This window comes from Salmonella sp. SAL03688 (assembly GCF_046551895.1).
Lineage (GTDB): Bacteria > Pseudomonadota > Gammaproteobacteria > Enterobacterales > Enterobacteriaceae > Salmonella > Salmonella enterica.
Genome location: NZ_JBGDVI010000022.1, coordinates 38,104 through 51,356 on the forward strand (window position 1 = coordinate 38,104; position 13,253 = coordinate 51,356).

At 55.4% G+C, this 13,253-nt stretch carries 20 protein-coding genes; all 20 read right to left on the bottom strand.

The genetic code is table 11. The annotated features are described in order from the left end of the window. Window positions 1–14: 14 nt before the first annotated feature. The 20 genes from ACLJR2_RS19135 to ACLJR2_RS19230 all read right to left on the bottom strand — a co-directional run bounded on the left by ACLJR2_RS19135 (window position 15) and on the right by ACLJR2_RS19230 (window position 13,212). On the bottom strand, window positions 15–350 hold the full coding sequence (locus tag ACLJR2_RS19135; RefSeq protein WP_001029726.1) for a phage tail assembly protein: 336 nt from the start codon (window positions 348–350) through the stop codon (window positions 15–17). 62 nt (window positions 351–412) lie between these two features. After that, window positions 413–931: a phage major tail tube protein gene (locus tag ACLJR2_RS19140; RefSeq protein ID WP_001207675.1), complete on the bottom strand. Its 519-nt coding sequence runs from the start codon at window positions 929–931 to the stop codon at window positions 413–415. Between the two features lie 15 nt (window positions 932–946). Continuing rightward, window positions 947–2,134 carry a phage tail sheath protein gene (locus tag ACLJR2_RS19145; protein ID WP_001279030.1) on the bottom strand — a complete coding sequence of 396 codons (1,188 nt, stop codon included), beginning with the start codon at window positions 2,132–2,134 and terminating at the stop codon, window positions 947–949. Between the two features lie 134 nt (window positions 2,135–2,268). Further along, window positions 2,269–2,817: a tail fiber assembly protein gene (locus ACLJR2_RS19150; protein ID WP_000869699.1), complete on the bottom strand. Its 549-nt coding sequence runs from the start codon at window positions 2,815–2,817 to the stop codon at window positions 2,269–2,271. Between the two features lie 12 nt (window positions 2,818–2,829). Further along, window positions 2,830–4,944 (bottom strand): tail fiber protein, encoded by a 2,115-nt coding sequence (locus ACLJR2_RS19155; protein ID WP_001534890.1) that lies wholly within the window; start codon window positions 4,942–4,944, stop codon window positions 2,830–2,832. A 10-nt stretch (window positions 4,945–4,954) separates the two neighbouring features. Then, window positions 4,955–5,485 (bottom strand): phage tail protein I, encoded by a 531-nt coding sequence (locus tag ACLJR2_RS19160; RefSeq protein ID WP_001000068.1) that lies wholly within the window; start codon window positions 5,483–5,485, stop codon window positions 4,955–4,957. Then, window positions 5,478–6,386, bottom strand: a complete 909-nt coding sequence (locus ACLJR2_RS19165) for a baseplate assembly protein (protein ID WP_001534894.1) — start codon at window positions 6,384–6,386, stop codon at window positions 5,478–5,480. The genes ACLJR2_RS19160 and ACLJR2_RS19165 overlap by 8 nt, the downstream gene beginning before the upstream one ends. A gap of 6 nt (window positions 6,387–6,392) precedes the next feature. Then, on the bottom strand, window positions 6,393–6,740 hold the full coding sequence (locus ACLJR2_RS19170) for a GPW/gp25 family protein (protein ID WP_000127148.1): 348 nt from the start codon (window positions 6,738–6,740) through the stop codon (window positions 6,393–6,395). Next, window positions 6,737–7,378: a phage baseplate assembly protein V gene (locus ACLJR2_RS19175; RefSeq protein WP_001534860.1), complete on the bottom strand. Its 642-nt coding sequence runs from the start codon at window positions 7,376–7,378 to the stop codon at window positions 6,737–6,739. The genes ACLJR2_RS19170 and ACLJR2_RS19175 overlap by 4 nt, the downstream gene beginning before the upstream one ends. A 68-nt stretch (window positions 7,379–7,446) precedes the next feature. Next, a complete protein-coding gene (locus tag ACLJR2_RS19180; RefSeq protein ID WP_001293096.1) occupies window positions 7,447–7,896 on the bottom strand; it encodes a phage virion morphogenesis protein in 450 nt (149 codons plus the stop codon). Then, the gene (locus ACLJR2_RS19185) at window positions 7,889–8,356 is read right to left on the bottom strand and encodes a phage tail protein (protein ID WP_001169074.1); all 468 of its coding nucleotides are present in this window, start codon (window positions 8,354–8,356) and stop codon (window positions 7,889–7,891) included. Before ACLJR2_RS19185 ends, ACLJR2_RS19180 begins: the two co-directional genes overlap by 8 nt. Then, a complete protein-coding gene (lysC, locus tag ACLJR2_RS19190) occupies window positions 8,319–8,564 on the bottom strand; it encodes an Rz1-like lysis system protein LysC (RefSeq protein ID WP_229025472.1) in 246 nt (81 codons plus the stop codon). The genes ACLJR2_RS19185 and lysC overlap by 38 nt, the downstream gene beginning before the upstream one ends. Then, entirely contained in the window at window positions 8,464–8,877 is a 414-nt protein-coding gene (lysB, locus tag ACLJR2_RS19195) for an Rz-like lysis system protein LysB (protein ID WP_000866102.1), read from the bottom strand. The genes lysC and lysB overlap by 101 nt, the downstream gene beginning before the upstream one ends. Beyond that, the gene (locus ACLJR2_RS19200; RefSeq protein ID WP_001144116.1) at window positions 8,874–9,371 is read right to left on the bottom strand and encodes a glycoside hydrolase family 104 protein; all 498 of its coding nucleotides are present in this window, start codon (window positions 9,369–9,371) and stop codon (window positions 8,874–8,876) included. Before ACLJR2_RS19200 ends, lysB begins: the two co-directional genes overlap by 4 nt. Next, on the bottom strand, window positions 9,358–9,654 hold the full coding sequence (locus tag ACLJR2_RS19205; RefSeq protein ID WP_000134659.1) for a phage holin family protein: 297 nt from the start codon (window positions 9,652–9,654) through the stop codon (window positions 9,358–9,360). Before ACLJR2_RS19205 ends, ACLJR2_RS19200 begins: the two co-directional genes overlap by 14 nt. A gap of 3 nt (window positions 9,655–9,657) precedes the next feature. Continuing rightward, a complete protein-coding gene (locus ACLJR2_RS19210; protein ID WP_001534827.1) occupies window positions 9,658–9,861 on the bottom strand; it encodes a tail protein X in 204 nt (67 codons plus the stop codon). Next, window positions 9,861–10,367 carry a head completion/stabilization protein gene (locus ACLJR2_RS19215; RefSeq protein WP_000214255.1) on the bottom strand — a complete coding sequence of 169 codons (507 nt, stop codon included), beginning with the start codon at window positions 10,365–10,367 and terminating at the stop codon, window positions 9,861–9,863. Before ACLJR2_RS19215 ends, ACLJR2_RS19210 begins: the two co-directional genes overlap by 1 nt. 93 nt (window positions 10,368–10,460) lie before the next feature. Then, the gene (locus ACLJR2_RS19220) at window positions 10,461–11,210 is read right to left on the bottom strand and encodes a terminase endonuclease subunit (RefSeq protein ID WP_001534893.1); all 750 of its coding nucleotides are present in this window, start codon (window positions 11,208–11,210) and stop codon (window positions 10,461–10,463) included. A gap of 3 nt (window positions 11,211–11,213) precedes the next feature. Next, complete coding sequence (locus ACLJR2_RS19225) at window positions 11,214–12,281, bottom strand: phage major capsid protein, P2 family (RefSeq protein ID WP_001534863.1); 1,068 nt, start codon at window positions 12,279–12,281, stop codon at window positions 11,214–11,216. Window positions 12,282–12,357: 76 nt separating this feature from the next. Beyond that, window positions 12,358–13,212 carry a GPO family capsid scaffolding protein gene (locus ACLJR2_RS19230; protein WP_001085937.1) on the bottom strand — a complete coding sequence of 285 codons (855 nt, stop codon included), beginning with the start codon at window positions 13,210–13,212 and terminating at the stop codon, window positions 12,358–12,360. Window positions 13,213–13,253 lie beyond the last annotated feature (41 nt).

Consider the following 13,253-nt stretch of genomic DNA (forward strand, 5'->3'; position numbering starts at 1 on the left):
GTCTGGCGGGAAGTCTATTCCGCCGAAGCCGGTGACAAAAAACCAATCACCTTAGCGGCCAGCGACAACATATCGGGCAGGTTCATCGCGGTAAGCTCCTGCGCGGTGAGCGCGGGGTAGGTCATGCGGGGCAGTACCTTAATCAGGGCGTCGACTTCGGACTGCGCCACCGCCGCCAGACTGACGCCGCGCAGGGTACCGGCGTTCGGCTCAATCAGGGTGACTTTATCAATCGTCTGACCGGCGCGCTTAATCGGTTTGTCCAGGGTCACGACGTTCGGGTTTACGGTGTCAATTTCATTGCCAGCCGTATCAATAAATTCAGCGGTTTTACGTGGTGCTTTTGCCATGATGTTTTTCTCTGTTCTGAATGGGGTTAATAACCGGACAGCAGTGCTGACCGGTCAGGGAATTACAGCCCGATTGCGCGGCGGTGCTGTTCCAGACGGTCGACGCCGTTCACCTTCTCGACCATGTTGACGGTGTCGATTTCGATGACGTCGCTGCCATCAATCGTGAGGCGGTAGTAGGTGCAGACAGTCGACAGTTTGGTCGAGGTGTTTTCACCCTGCTTATTCTCGCCGCCGTCGATTTCTTTATGACGGCCACGCATGACCACCTCGACCGCCACGATTTCGCCGGTGTCGTCACGCTGGTAAGAACCAGCAAAACGCAGCGGCACAGCATCAGCGCCCGGGGCGGCGTACTGCGCCCACAGAGCCACATCAGGCAGGCCACCGACAGACCATTCGACGGTGAGCGCATCATCGTCGAGGCCGAGGTCAATCGCTGCCGCGCCATTCATACCGCCGCCGCGATAGTTTTCGAGCTTGCGGGTCAGTTTCGGCAGCGTCACGGATTCAACAACACCCATGTAGCTGAGGCCGTCATTGAACATATTCAGGTATTTGAGTTTTCGGGGTAGTGCCATGTTGTTTCAGGCTCCTTAGCTGTTGACCGATTCGGCCAGATTCACCAGATATTTATCGGTGATACGCTGGCGCAGGGTCAGGCTTTCCAGAGGCGGAACTGGTGTATAGTCGTAGTCGATATACAGTTTCCCGGCCTTGAGGGTTTCCTTGTCGTTCGATTCCTCATCGAACCAGCATTTACCCTCCACGATGTAGCCGTTTGATTTCAGCTCGCGGAATTTGGCGTTAATGCCGTCAACAATGTCACGAATGAGCGTGGCGGTAATGGGCTTGTCGACCGCCCACATGTGCGCCTCGGCCATCGTGTCGGCCAGTACCTGCGCGGTGCGGGTGTAGTTCTCAAACAGAAAAAGCGGGTCATCCGAGCAGGTGCGGTTACCCCAGAAGCGGAAACCGTCCTTGCGTACCAGCGTTGTAACCCCGGCCTCGTTGAGCAGGTCAGCATCGGTGCCGGATGCCTGCAAATCCCAGAACACTGAGGCGCTGATGCCGGTAACGCCCTGTACACCAACGTTAGACAGGGTTTTGTGCCAGCCGACAGTCTGGTCGATGTAAGCACGCAGGCCGAGTGCACGCGCAGTGGCGTAAGCCGTTGCGGTGGTATTTTTGACGGTGTCCCACGCGAGGAAATCAGGCCAGATAACCATCAGCTCGCGCTGGCTGAAATTTTTACGATATTCCATCGCTTCGGAAATAGTCTTACATCCCCACGCGCTGACGTAAGCAAATGCACGTAACTTAATGGCAGCCGACGCAAGCGCGACCGCGACCTCTTTAGTATCCAGCCCCGGCACCCCAAGAATACGCGGCTTGACGCCGGTGACGGCCTGAGCAGTCAGGAGAGCCTTGATACCGGTGTATTTACCGTTCTCATCCGTACCTCCGATAATGTTGGAAACAGTCTGTGCGAGCGCAGCTTCCTCGTCATCGCCGGTTCCATCCTCAACACGTACAACAACAGTGACGGGTTTTGACTGGTCTGCGATGGCCTGCAGTGATGCAGCCAGCGTGCCTTTTTTACCGGCTTTCGCAATGGCGCTTTGCACATTGGTAATCAGTACCGGTTCATTGAGGGGAAACAGCGTGGCATCTGCATCGCTGGCTGTACAAACCATGCCGACGACCGCAGTCGCTACTGTGGAAATAACACGCGTACCGTCATTAATTTCGATGACCTGCGTGCCGTGGTGAAAATCACTCATCCGGTTAACTCCGTGGTTAAGGGGTGAGTATATTTTCAGGTCAGTACACAAGAGGGGGCTATTTGTACCGGCTGTCAGGTTGATGGCACAACGACAGGAAAAAGAAAAGGCGGGTAATAAACCCACCTGAATATTTAGCGTGGTATATCCGGCCAGTCAGGCGCAGATGTATCCACCCTGTTTACCATTACGCTGTAGAGTTCCCATGCTTCAAGCCGTTTAATCTCTTCATCTGTGGCAATTTTTAGTTTTACTGCCCGCGCCAGTGGTGCAATGGCTGATTCAGCCTCAGCAAGGCAGCGAACTTTTTCAGCCTCCGCCTTTTTACGCAGCTCTTCCGGCGAATAAACCCGTTGAACGACTTTACCGTCTTTAAACTGCCAGCCGCCTGAAATATCAGCGCGACGGTTTTCATCCGTATCAGGTAGCTCCGCCACGCTCTGGCCTGCAGGCCATAAACCGGAAATATCGCGCGTGATACACGTAATAACATCGTTATCGTCGTAGGTAATTTTCAGCGTGTCTTCTGAAAATAATTGCTGGCATGCATACCAGTCCTGACCATCCTCTGATTGTAGATGCGCCGCACCGGCGAATAATGCTTCCTCTGGTTCCGGTGTATAAGGGATGAAATTTTTAATATTTAAAAACTGTTCGCTCTTTTTATTTTTTACCACTTTCATCATTATTCCTCCTTATACACTTGGGGCTGTTACCCACGTATCACCAACCAGATACTGAATGGGACGGTAGTAAACCTTGTCATCATTACCTTCCATTTCCCAGCTACCGTCAGTATGGAACCCCGTCACCACCTGTCCGCCGCCAAGCTGAAAATCACGCCACAGCCCGCCAGAAAGCGCCGCGGGGCCAAGTCTGACCGCTTTGACCATATTCGAATAGAGGTAGCCGCTCAACCAGTCGGCATTGCCTCTACCCCACACAGTGCCTGATACGTCACCGTTATTGGCGTAGATGGCCCCGCCTGCACGAAGCGTGTTAGCGGTGATATCGCCATTGACCGTAAAGACAATCGAACCATCAGGATTTCGCTGGCTGTACAGATGCCATCCCTGATCGTCGTCCAGTTCAATAACTGTTGGCCTGTTTGCGTCGCCCCATAAATTAAACGTGGCTGTCATTGTCGAATTATTATTACTCGTCAGTGACAGTTTTTTTGCGTTGCCTGCGCGTACGGCACCATTAGTGAGAACATCTACTGACATGTGCAGCCCGGAATTGTCGATATAACCAACCAGAGCATTATTGGCATAAATCCCCAGAACGCCGTCACTGTGCCACTTAAACCCTGTATCGTTATCGCCGAATACAATCGAATTACCGCCCAGCGCATTATCAGTACCAATGCCTAACGGACCGTTTAGCCTCCCTCCATTAACTGACAGCGCTCCGACATCTTCGGGAGTAGGTTTCATCAGGCTGTTATACAGCGTATATGTCTGACCGCTGGTTGAGTTTCCCGGCTGTACTGATGAATATTCAGGCGTGCTGTGTAGCGTGACATTTGCATTACCGGTGTAATCATATTGCGCAATTAACCAGTACGCATACTGGCCGATATTAATATAAATATCGTAGGTGTCGCCTGATGTATTAACCCATGCGACCTCGTTAGCAGCAGAAGGTGAACGCCTCCATAATGTGGCGGTTATTCCAACAGGTGAACCATTACCGGCACGCAGTACCAGTTCACTGATTGCCGCTTGCTCAAATGATCCAACGTTATACCCCGAACCTCCATAAAGCTTAATTACCGCTGTTGATGTGGACTGCGGCATTACAACCGTGGCGATTTTGAACCAGCCTGATTCGCCAAGTGTAATGGTGGTCGACGTTACCGCGCCGATAGTTCTCGCAAATTGTTTTTTGTCCGGAATATCGCCGCCATTACTGTTTTTCTCCAGTCGTCCGTTCGCATTATCCATAGCCGCTTTAACCGCTTTCGGCGTTGCGGCCAGCGTCTCAGACGTGCTGTCAGTGGCATTGCTGAGCTGGATAATCCCTTTACGCGCTGTAGTGGCGTCCTGAGCTGTATATTTCGCGTTAGCAAGGTCGTATGCCACCTTGACCGCTTTCGGTGTCGCGGCAAGCGTCTCAGACACACTGTCAGTGGCATTGCTGAGTTGCACAATGCCTTTACGCGTTGTGGTGGCGTCCTGAGCTGTATATTTCGCATTAGCAAGGTCATACGCTGTCTTGACAGCTTTCGGCGTCGCTGCGAGCGTTTCAGACTCGCTGTCTGTCGCGTTACTGAGCTGAGTAAACCCTTTTTCTTTAAGAGTGGCATCAGGATGACGACGGGATTTTTCATGTTCGGCGAGCCTGTCGTCGACATAATCCTGCGTCGCCATCACCATCGTTGAGTCAATGGACAGCGCCACAGACTCGACACTGCTGACAATAATGACCATGCGGCATGTCTGCGCACGCCCTGAGCCCTCAGCCAGTTCTGGCTTGTAGCTTTCGGCCATATTGGCAACAGCAATCAGCGTCCCTTCATCGTCGTAAAGGCCAAGCTCACGCATCCAGAAGCCGCCCACCTCCGGCGGAATAACCAGCTCGGCCACAATGTAATTACTGTACCGGTTGTCCTGGCTGATTTTATTCAGAGTGTGACGCCAGACCTCATTAACAAGCTGTGTCTGACCGACATCAGGATCCGGCAGCTTTCCGCCGCCGTCACCAACAGCCATAACGTTAAGATTTATTTTCTTACCGCCCGGCATGGTGGCCGCAGCAAGCTTAGCGGCTCCGGCAGTGGTGATAACGGTTTTAAATTTCGTGCTCATTATTCCTCACTTATCCCGGGTAAACCGTAATAATATCGCCATCGCAGGACACGCCGCCGGTATACAAATAACCGGGAATGTCCTGGACAATATTCAGGCCAGTCAGATGACGACTGGCTGGTTTTGCATCCGCAATCAGTCGTTCCATTTCGAAATACATTTCTTCGGTAATGCCACTTTCAAGCACCCCGATATCAAGCCGGAATGTGCCTGGCGTGTCGCCGCTTTCCCACCATTCCGTTACATTGATTACATAGCCGAGTGGCTCCACTACCCGACGGATTGCGCCGATAGTCCCCTTGTGGCAGTGAATGAAATATGCATCACGGATAACGGCACGTTTTGTTCCCTCCGGCCAGTTCTCATTCCACCGGTCGACAGAAAACGCCCACGCCAGCCACGGCAACAAATTTTCCGGGCAGGTGTCAATATTCCACAACGCGCGGATGTTGACCGGTGTCCTTTCAATCTCAGCACATGCCCTTGCGGCGGCTACTTCCAGTGGCGATGAGCCCACCGGCAATAATCGTGAGTCATTCATCAGCTCCCCCGATTACAAGGCTGTAGTCAGTGCAAAATGACGCCTGTGTGTTATCGAGAACAATATCCGCGACCGGTGCCGCCAGCTCCACCCGCTGAACTCCCTCAACATGCAGGGCGGCATAAATCGCTGATTTACGGATATCGCGCCCGAGGCGGTGCTGCGCGCTGATATAGGCTTTCAGCTTTGCCTCAGCCGCCGCCCTGATGGGTTCACTTTCCGGGCCGGGATAAAGATAAAGCGTGGCGTTAATCTGGTAGTTAACAATTTCGGCTGACTGTACCGTCACCCGGTCAGCGACCGGCCTGACATCTTCTGCGTTCAGGGCATTGCGCACAATTGCAAGCAGTTCCTCAGATGCGACGCCGTTGTTTTCACGTGACAACACGGAAATCGTCACACAGGCTGGCGACGGGCTGATAACTGAAATATCGCCGACGCGCCCGTCAGCACTACGGCCATGATACTGGTACGCCCCGACAGGCCCCGCCACGCTCAGCCCCTCAAAAGCCTGCTGTATACGCAGACGATAATCGGCGTCGAGTTCCATTTCTGCCGGGGTGGGTGGAATGGTGGTGTCATCAGCAGGCGTGACGACAAGACGCTCAACACTGAAATTTCCCCCGATATTATCGAGGTCACTGTCTATGGCATAAGCCAGCATCACTGCGCGTGCAGCCTCATTGACACGCTGACGCCAGATAACCTCGCGGTAGGCGTTTTCCTGCAGCAATTTAACAATTGGCTCAGACTCAAGTGCGAGCGTCCGGGCGACGGCTTCCTGTTGGTCTTCGGGATAGAGCGAAATCAGCGTCGCAATGCGTTCCGCAAGGATAGTTTCATAGTCCAGTTCCTCAACCACGTCGGGAACGGGTAACTGACTCAGGTCAACGGTTGCCATAGTGATTTAACTCAGTGAAACAGTGGTTGAAACTGACGCACCGGTATCGGTACGCATCCCGGTAATATCGACATACATTTCGCCAGTGTCGCCGCGCTCAAAGCTGATGGAGATAAGCCTGATGCGTGGTTCCCATTTCTGGATCGCGGAATAGCACGCCACCATGATTTGCAGCCTGAGCGCCGGGTTTTGCGGCATGTCAATCAGCGCAGACAGGAGCGAGCCATATTCACGACGCATTACCCGCGAGCCGACCGGCGTCAGCAGAATGTCGCGCATGCTCTGGCTGATATGCTCACTGTCACTGATACCTATGCCGGTATTGCGGTTCATCCCCAGATAACGCGCTGTCATTTTGTGCCCTCCGTCCAGTTCCCGCCCCGTTGTACGCCGCCGTGACCGTGGTTATCGACCTGCACGCCGTTTGATTTCAACGTGCCACCGGTATGTTCGATGTTTCCCCACATGGTGCCGCCTTTCTGCACCTCAAGCGTCGCCGTCGTCAGTTTGTTGGTGCATACCACCTCCGGGGTGTCGAGGGTGATACGTTCTGCCGCTTTTACCAGTACCACCGGCACGGTGGCGGTAATGGACTCCGATGCCGTCACATCGGCAGTCTTGATGCCGCTGACCGTCAGCGCACCGGTTTCCGGCTCATACTCCATAACAGCGCCGTCGGGGAACACCACATGCCACGCATCCGCCGAGGCTGACGGGGCAGGGTTATCGTCGGAGAAAATCCCCGGCAGCACGAAAGCAGTATCAAGCTCGCCACCAATTGCCAGCAGCAGCACCTGCTCACCGACCGAGGGAGCCCACCATGTCCGCGAACGACCGGCGCGGGTGGTCAGCCAGTTCAGCCATGCAGTCTGGATCCCGCCGCTTTGTACGCGGCACAGCCCCTGCGCGGTATCGACCTCAGTCACCACACCTGAGCGGATGAGGTTGCGAATCGCGCGCGCGAGCTCCTGTATTGTGGATAACATATTCATAGTGCAAGGATGCCTCTGGTCTGGAGTCGCGCCAATTCGCGCGGCTCCGGTGGTGGTTCACACAATATTTATTTACCGAGATGCCTGATAATGATGTCTTCAATCATCTGCTCATCGTCGCGGGTGAAACCGAGCAACGGGCGCGCCGCGTACTGCACATCCCGGCTGTGACGATTTGGCCGGTCTTTGAGGCCATACTGATGCACCCGCGCCATGCGCTGTACCCTGCCGGTAAATTCCACCACCGCCGCACTGTCGCTGCCTTTGGCTTTCATAAAGCGGTTAGTGCGCAGTCTGGCGAACATTTCGCGCCTGATACGGCCTTTCTTACTTCGCACCGGCTGGCGCTTTCGGGCGGCATACGGGGTGCCGTCGGGTGCCTGCTGTCGCCTGATGCGCTGCTGCTGACTGGCGCGCAGTTTTTTTGCAATGTCAGCCGCCATTTGACGACGCGCCGCCGGTGACAGGCTGGCAATCAGACCGGCAAGGCGCTCCTGCAGCGCGGTTAACTCACTCATCCCACTTACTCACCAGCTCGCCGTTAACGTACAGCTCGACCGGGCGCGTCACTGGCTCAGGCAGCGGTGGCTCAGGGGCATAGCTGACATGCAATGCGCCGTCGACCTCTTTGACGAGCGTGCGCTCGGTGAGTCTCAGGCTGATACTGATATCGAGCGAATCGTCGTTATTGATATCAATCATCCATGTGAATCCTTTCTCCCGCCCGTCGTCGGTGGTCATAATGTCCGGCTGATGCTCACGCAGCCATGCCTGTACCGGCACAAATATCAAATCGAGGTCGCCGGTAAAGTCAGTCACCACCACGTTAAGCACGTACACCTTTTCAAACGACAGCGAGCTCTCCAGTCGGGAATCCGTATGCCCGTTATCAGCGAACAGGCGCAGCATATCGGGGTTGTTTCGGAGCTGCGGCACGGCGTTAATCAGCGCCTTGCGCAGGCTTTTGTGCTTCTGCATCGAGTTCATCCTGACAGTGTTTGACGGTTTTGACCTGCAGCGCGCAGGCGGTCAGCGCGCCCTCAAGGCGGCGGATATCCGCGCTCAGGTCACCATTAGTTTTCGGATCACTTCCCGGCATCGGGCAAAGGCTCACCCTCGGGCATCCGCTGACCACAATCACCGGCGCTGGCGCAGGCGGCGCGGGTGTGCAGCCTGCGCACAGCATCAGGCAGAGGAGCGTTATACCAGCGGCGAAAGGCTTCATTTTCATCAAGTAACCTCGTTATCGTCTGCTCGCGGCGGTTTGCTTCTGCGCCTGCCTTTGCGAGCTGTTCGCGCAGTGCCACCTGCGCGGATTCATTACGTCGGGCGAGCTGGCCGGCGACACTGAGCTGATTTTTCAGCATGCCAATCGTCGCCTTTTGCTCGCTCGCAACGCGGTTTGCCGTCTCAAAGGAGCGGGATAAATTGCCATTCTCATGGCGCAACCACATCAGACCGAGCACGGCCAGCACAAACAGCGTTATCAGGACTTTCATGCCACCACCCCGCCAGCCGTGCGCCAGACGGTAACCAGCTTTTCGAGACTGTGCTCGCGCTGGCCGTAACCGGCACCCGGCAATGACGCCCAGATATTCCGGCAACGGGAAACAGCACGCTCAATACGCCCCGCCCGGATATCGTCAATAGCACCGCGCTCCCGGATTAACTGGATCGCGAGCTTGTCCTGCGACAGTGGGCTGAAATCAGGCAATGCGAGCTGTTTTTTATAGTGCGGCCAGAACATATAAAGCTGCTGGTAACGCCCCGATGCCGTGGATTTCTCGCCACGGCGATTAAACACTTTCGCGGGTCGGCCATGTGCGAAAGGGTGGTCGCTGTAATCGGTGAAAATCTCTGGCCTGCCATCAAGGCCGGTAACAATGACGTCGTAGCCACGGTTTTTCGTCAGCGGATGGTTCGCCGTTCCTTCGGAATACGCCAGCATGTCCAGAAAGGCGGCGATATTCTGGTGAGTATTAATGACCGGCATCGCCTTCCCCCTTCTGTGACTTAAAGCGGCGCTGAATGGCGATTTCCACCACCTGATAACCGGCAATACCGAGCATGGATCCAATACCGCACACAGCGGGCAGTGACATATCAGGAAACTGCACCAGAACAACACCGGCGACCATTGAGACAAAACCGCCGAGCAACATGCGCCCGATAAACAAACGCGGGGTGATGGGTTCACCGCCTGCCAGCACTTTTCCGACCACAATCAGTGCCCCAATCACAAACAGTGACAGGACGCCTTTTTCCCCTTCTGTCATGGTTTACTCCCAAAGATTGATAGTTTCAGTTACGGGTGAAGACGGCACATCGGGCAGGTCAATTGCCGTGCCATGCGGCAGAATGACGCCCAGCTCAGACAGGCCGGGATTAGCCTGCAGCACCGTTTCAACAACGCCCTCAGTGCGCTCGTAATACCTGGCGCAAATCACGTCGAGGGTGTCGCCCTGCATCGACCTGACCTTCATCAGAGCTGGCCCACGATGCAGCGCGGTTTGTCCTGCAGACGCGCGACCGACCAGCGCATATCCCGCCACAGGTCATCAATGGTGGTTTCGACGCTGTCGGCTTTTTTGTCACCCTTGCCGGTGGCTTCAACACCGCGATAGCGCTCATACAGGGTGGCGGTTGCCATCGCCGTTACGGCGCTCAGATAGTGGAAAATACGCACATTCTCTCCATCGATTTCCTCAGCAGGCACGTCGGCCAGATGCTTAAACCCGGCGGCAGTCTGGCGCAGCCGGTAGTCGTAAAGCTCCGCATTGGTTTCCGCCATGCCGGTTCTGATGGCATGGCGCAGGCGCGCATCGGAAACCGTCTGCTCAAGCCGCATCAGCTCGCGCACGCGCTTCGGATCCACATCAGGGAAAAAGAACGTGTTTTTAATTACTGCATCGCCCGTCTCCGGTACGGGAATCACCACGCCCGGTACGTCCTGCGGTTCGTCGGGCTGGTTCAGAATCACTGTCGTCATGACAACCTCATCAGGTTGGGCGGTGGACGCCGGTCGCCGTCAGGGTCAAAACCCGCTTTGACCGGCGTGCCGCCCGGCTCGGGGAGCGTTCAGTTAACCGGCGGTTTTTACCGCCTTTGGTGGACGCCCGCGCTTTGCTGCCGGTCTGGCGACAGGTTTGCGCGTGCGCGGTTTAGTCGTTTTACGGGGGGGTGCCTCCGCTTTTGGCTTCAGTGCGCGTTCCAGCCGCTCAATCTCCTTGCGCACACCGGCATTGCGGTCGAGCTGCATCGCGCGCTGAAACTGCGCCAGCGCCTCTGCATTCATACCGGCATCACGCAGGGTCAGGCCTGTCACCTTATGCAGACGGGCACGCACCATATCGGGAACGTCAGCGCCGTCGGTCAGGTCGATAGTGGTCTGCAGCCAGGAAAGGTCGACAGATTCACCGGCATCGCGCAGACGCAGTGCGGCAAGCGCCACCTCCTCAACCAGCATGTAAGGTGTCGTGCGGCGATGGTCAGTGGTGAGGCCGTATTGCAGCGCGTAGGGCGCAATTTCCAGCGCGCCAGCGATATCACCGGCATCAAGACGCCACAGCATGACGGTCATGACAATGTCATCCTGCGCACCGCAGCCATCAGCCAGCACACCGGCGACCCACGGCGCATAGAACGGCAGCAGCTCGCGCTTTTTCGCGGCTTTACGCTCGTTTGAACGGATGTTTTTTAACGTGCGGCGGTCATCGGCCAGCTTAACCAGCATCTGCTCATAGGCGGTTGCATGGCGCAGCGGGACTTGCTCCCGCTGCGCGGCTTGAGAGGCCGAGACCCGCATCATGTGACGCTGTGCGGGGCTCGTCATGGTTTAGGCTCCGCTTTCCGGTGCTGCAGGTGCGGTGAAATCGCCCAGGGTGATGTTTTCCAGCAGGCACCCGGCGGCATACGCCTCGACCACATAGTCGATATTCATCGACTCGTAGTTTTCAACGCGGTCTTTTTTCGGGTTTTCATCAATGCTGCGGCGGTGGCTCTCATCCATGAAATAGATAGAGAGGTTTTCCAGAGTAGTTACCAGTACGGCATTCGCCGGGAAGTACGGCACGCGCACAGCAGGCAGGTTGCCGATTCGCTTCTGGCTGATGATGATATCTGCCGCGAGCGCCTCGCTGTTTTCCTGCGGCTTGTTCACCAGCGGGAAATATTTGTCGGCCAGCAGCTTACGGCCAACGATGGCAACGAGTTTCGGGTCATCCTGATAAACCTCGTCAATCAGGTTGTTGGTGGCATCCATCACCAGCGCGTCGAGGTTCTCATAGTCACCGTTTCGACCAACGCGAATCACTGCCGAAACGACCTTACCGTCAGTATCGGTGATATTGCTCATCACACGTGTCGGGGCTTCATTGCGGTATTTCTGCAGCCAGCCGACGGCCACATCCTGCAGCATCGGATTTTTGGTACGGTCAGAGGTGGCGGCGCGGGTGGTACCGTTAAAACCAGCCATGATGAAATCGAGCGCCTGACGCTTGACAATGGCGTCGCGGATACGGCGCTGGAAGTCCTGAAAACGCGCCCACAGGTCGAGGGTTTTATATTTCAGGTGGAAGTCAAAGTTAATCTGGTCGCACTCGTACTTGTTGGATTCAAGCGCGGTGAAGTCTGCGGTCTTACGCTCATCATCGCCCGAGGTATCAGTCGTGCTGGCGATAGTACCGGTCACACCGACGCCGATTTTCTCACCCTTCATTTCTGCGACCGGCAGAATATTAATCGTCTGCAGAAACGCGGATGACTCCTGCACTTTGTTCATCAGCGTTTGCGTGACGGACGGCTCGACGGTGAATTTTTTACTGACATCATCAGTGCTGATGCCGTTCAGCTCAGCGACGCGGGTCAGATAGGCATTAAACTTAAAACGGGTTTCCGGGCGCATAGTCTTTCCTGTTTGAATTTATCGGTTAGTCACTGCATCGGGCGGGGTTGCCGCCCGGTTTCTGTTCTGCGGTTTATCAGCAGTCGGTCAGCAGCTCATCGCCACCGCCGCCGCTGGCTTTCGTGCGTCGCGGCTGGCTGAAACTTTCGGTTTTGTCGAGGGTGGTTTTCAGGGCGGAAAAGGCCTGGCTGGTTTCTTCAACCTTGCCGGTCAGTTCCTGTTTAAAGGTGGCTAGCGCGGTTTCCATATCGGAAAGACGCTTATCCTGCGCAGTGAGGCTGGTCTGCACATGTTCGCTGACGGTGGTCACCGCCTCATGCACATCATTCAGGCGCGCATCGTCGCTGACCTGTTTACGGCTGAAAATGGCTTTCACCTTGTCGGCCAGGCTGTTGAGCACCGTGTCGGGAACGTCTTCAAATTCCAGTTCGGCCAGCGTGGCGACTGAAAAGACATTTTCAGGACTGGCCTTAAAGCGCTGCAGCGGGTTGTACTTCGCCTTGCGGCAGAATTCGAGGTATTCAGTACCGAGGCTCGCAGGGTCATCAGTGACCGCAAGGCCGACAAGATAGCATTTGCCGGTGTTACCAAAATTCGGCTGAATTTCCATAGAGGTATAGACCTTCTGCGCGGCTTTATTCATCGCGATAAGGTCATCGGTTGGGGTGATTCTGGCGAACAACGCCCATTTGCCATTCAGCGCAGAATCGTCGTCAATCTTTTCGGCTTTCAGCTCAACCACATCGCCATAACGTTTAAACATGCCGTCGGGCAAAAGGCCGCGAATGTGTTCAAGGTTGATACGGCAACCGTAGACGCGCGGGTCATAGGTTTCGGCCATTTCCTGAATATCGCTGGCGCTGATAATGCGCCCGTCGCAGGTATCACCCTCGACGCCGATGCGAAAGAATTTTGAGACTTTTTTTGCCATTGTCAGGAGTCCTGATGTTGGGGTTACGGGTCAACGCCAGT

Bases quoted from the DNA above. Each gene is read 5' to 3' on its own strand.
- ACLJR2_RS19205 (WP_000134659.1), bottom strand. From the start codon at position 9,654: ATGACAGAAGGGGAAAAAGGCGTCCTGTCACTGTTTGTGATTGGGGCA.
- ACLJR2_RS19165 (WP_001534894.1), bottom strand. From the start codon at position 6,386: ATGGCAACCGTTGACCTGAGTCAGTTACCCGTTCCCGACGTGGTTGAG.
- lysB (WP_000866102.1), bottom strand. From the start codon at position 8,877: ATGAAAGTCCTGATAACGCTGTTTGTGCTGGCCGTGCTCGGTCTGATG.
- ACLJR2_RS19210 (WP_001534827.1), bottom strand. From the start codon at position 9,861: ATGAAGGTCAGGTCGATGCAGGGCGACACCCTCGACGTGATTTGCGCC.
- ACLJR2_RS19220 (WP_001534893.1), bottom strand. From the start codon at position 11,210: ATGACGAGCCCCGCACAGCGTCACATGATGCGGGTCTCGGCCTCTCAA.
- ACLJR2_RS19150 (WP_000869699.1), bottom strand. From the start codon at position 2,817: ATGAAAGTGGTAAAAAATAAAAAGAGCGAACAGTTTTTAAATATTAAA.
- ACLJR2_RS19230 (WP_001085937.1), bottom strand. From the start codon at position 13,212: ATGGCAAAAAAAGTCTCAAAATTCTTTCGCATCGGCGTCGAGGGTGAT.
- ACLJR2_RS19160 (WP_001000068.1), bottom strand. From the start codon at position 5,485: ATGAATGACTCACGATTATTGCCGGTGGGCTCATCGCCACTGGAAGTA.
- ACLJR2_RS19175 (WP_001534860.1), bottom strand. From the start codon at position 7,378: ATGAATATGTTATCCACAATACAGGAGCTCGCGCGCGCGATTCGCAAC.
- ACLJR2_RS19145 (WP_001279030.1), bottom strand. From the start codon at position 2,134: ATGAGTGATTTTCACCACGGCACGCAGGTCATCGAAATTAATGACGGT.
- ACLJR2_RS19225 (WP_001534863.1), bottom strand. From the start codon at position 12,281: ATGCGCCCGGAAACCCGTTTTAAGTTTAATGCCTATCTGACCCGCGTC.
- ACLJR2_RS19185 (WP_001169074.1), bottom strand. From the start codon at position 8,356: ATGCAGAAGCACAAAAGCCTGCGCAAGGCGCTGATTAACGCCGTGCCG.
- ACLJR2_RS19180 (WP_001293096.1), bottom strand. From the start codon at position 7,896: ATGAGTGAGTTAACCGCGCTGCAGGAGCGCCTTGCCGGTCTGATTGCC.
- lysC (WP_229025472.1), bottom strand. From the start codon at position 8,564: ATGCTGTGCGCAGGCTGCACACCCGCGCCGCCTGCGCCAGCGCCGGTG.
- ACLJR2_RS19200 (WP_001144116.1), bottom strand. From the start codon at position 9,371: ATGCCGGTCATTAATACTCACCAGAATATCGCCGCCTTTCTGGACATG.
- ACLJR2_RS19135 (WP_001029726.1), bottom strand. From the start codon at position 350: ATGGCAAAAGCACCACGTAAAACCGCTGAATTTATTGATACGGCTGGC.
- ACLJR2_RS19140 (WP_001207675.1), bottom strand. From the start codon at position 931: ATGGCACTACCCCGAAAACTCAAATACCTGAATATGTTCAATGACGGC.
- ACLJR2_RS19215 (WP_000214255.1), bottom strand. From the start codon at position 10,367: ATGACGACAGTGATTCTGAACCAGCCCGACGAACCGCAGGACGTACCG.
- ACLJR2_RS19170 (WP_000127148.1), bottom strand. From the start codon at position 6,740: ATGACAGCGCGTTATCTGGGGATGAACCGCAATACCGGCATAGGTATC.
- ACLJR2_RS19155 (WP_001534890.1), bottom strand. From the start codon at position 4,944: ATGAGCACGAAATTTAAAACCGTTATCACCACTGCCGGAGCCGCTAAG.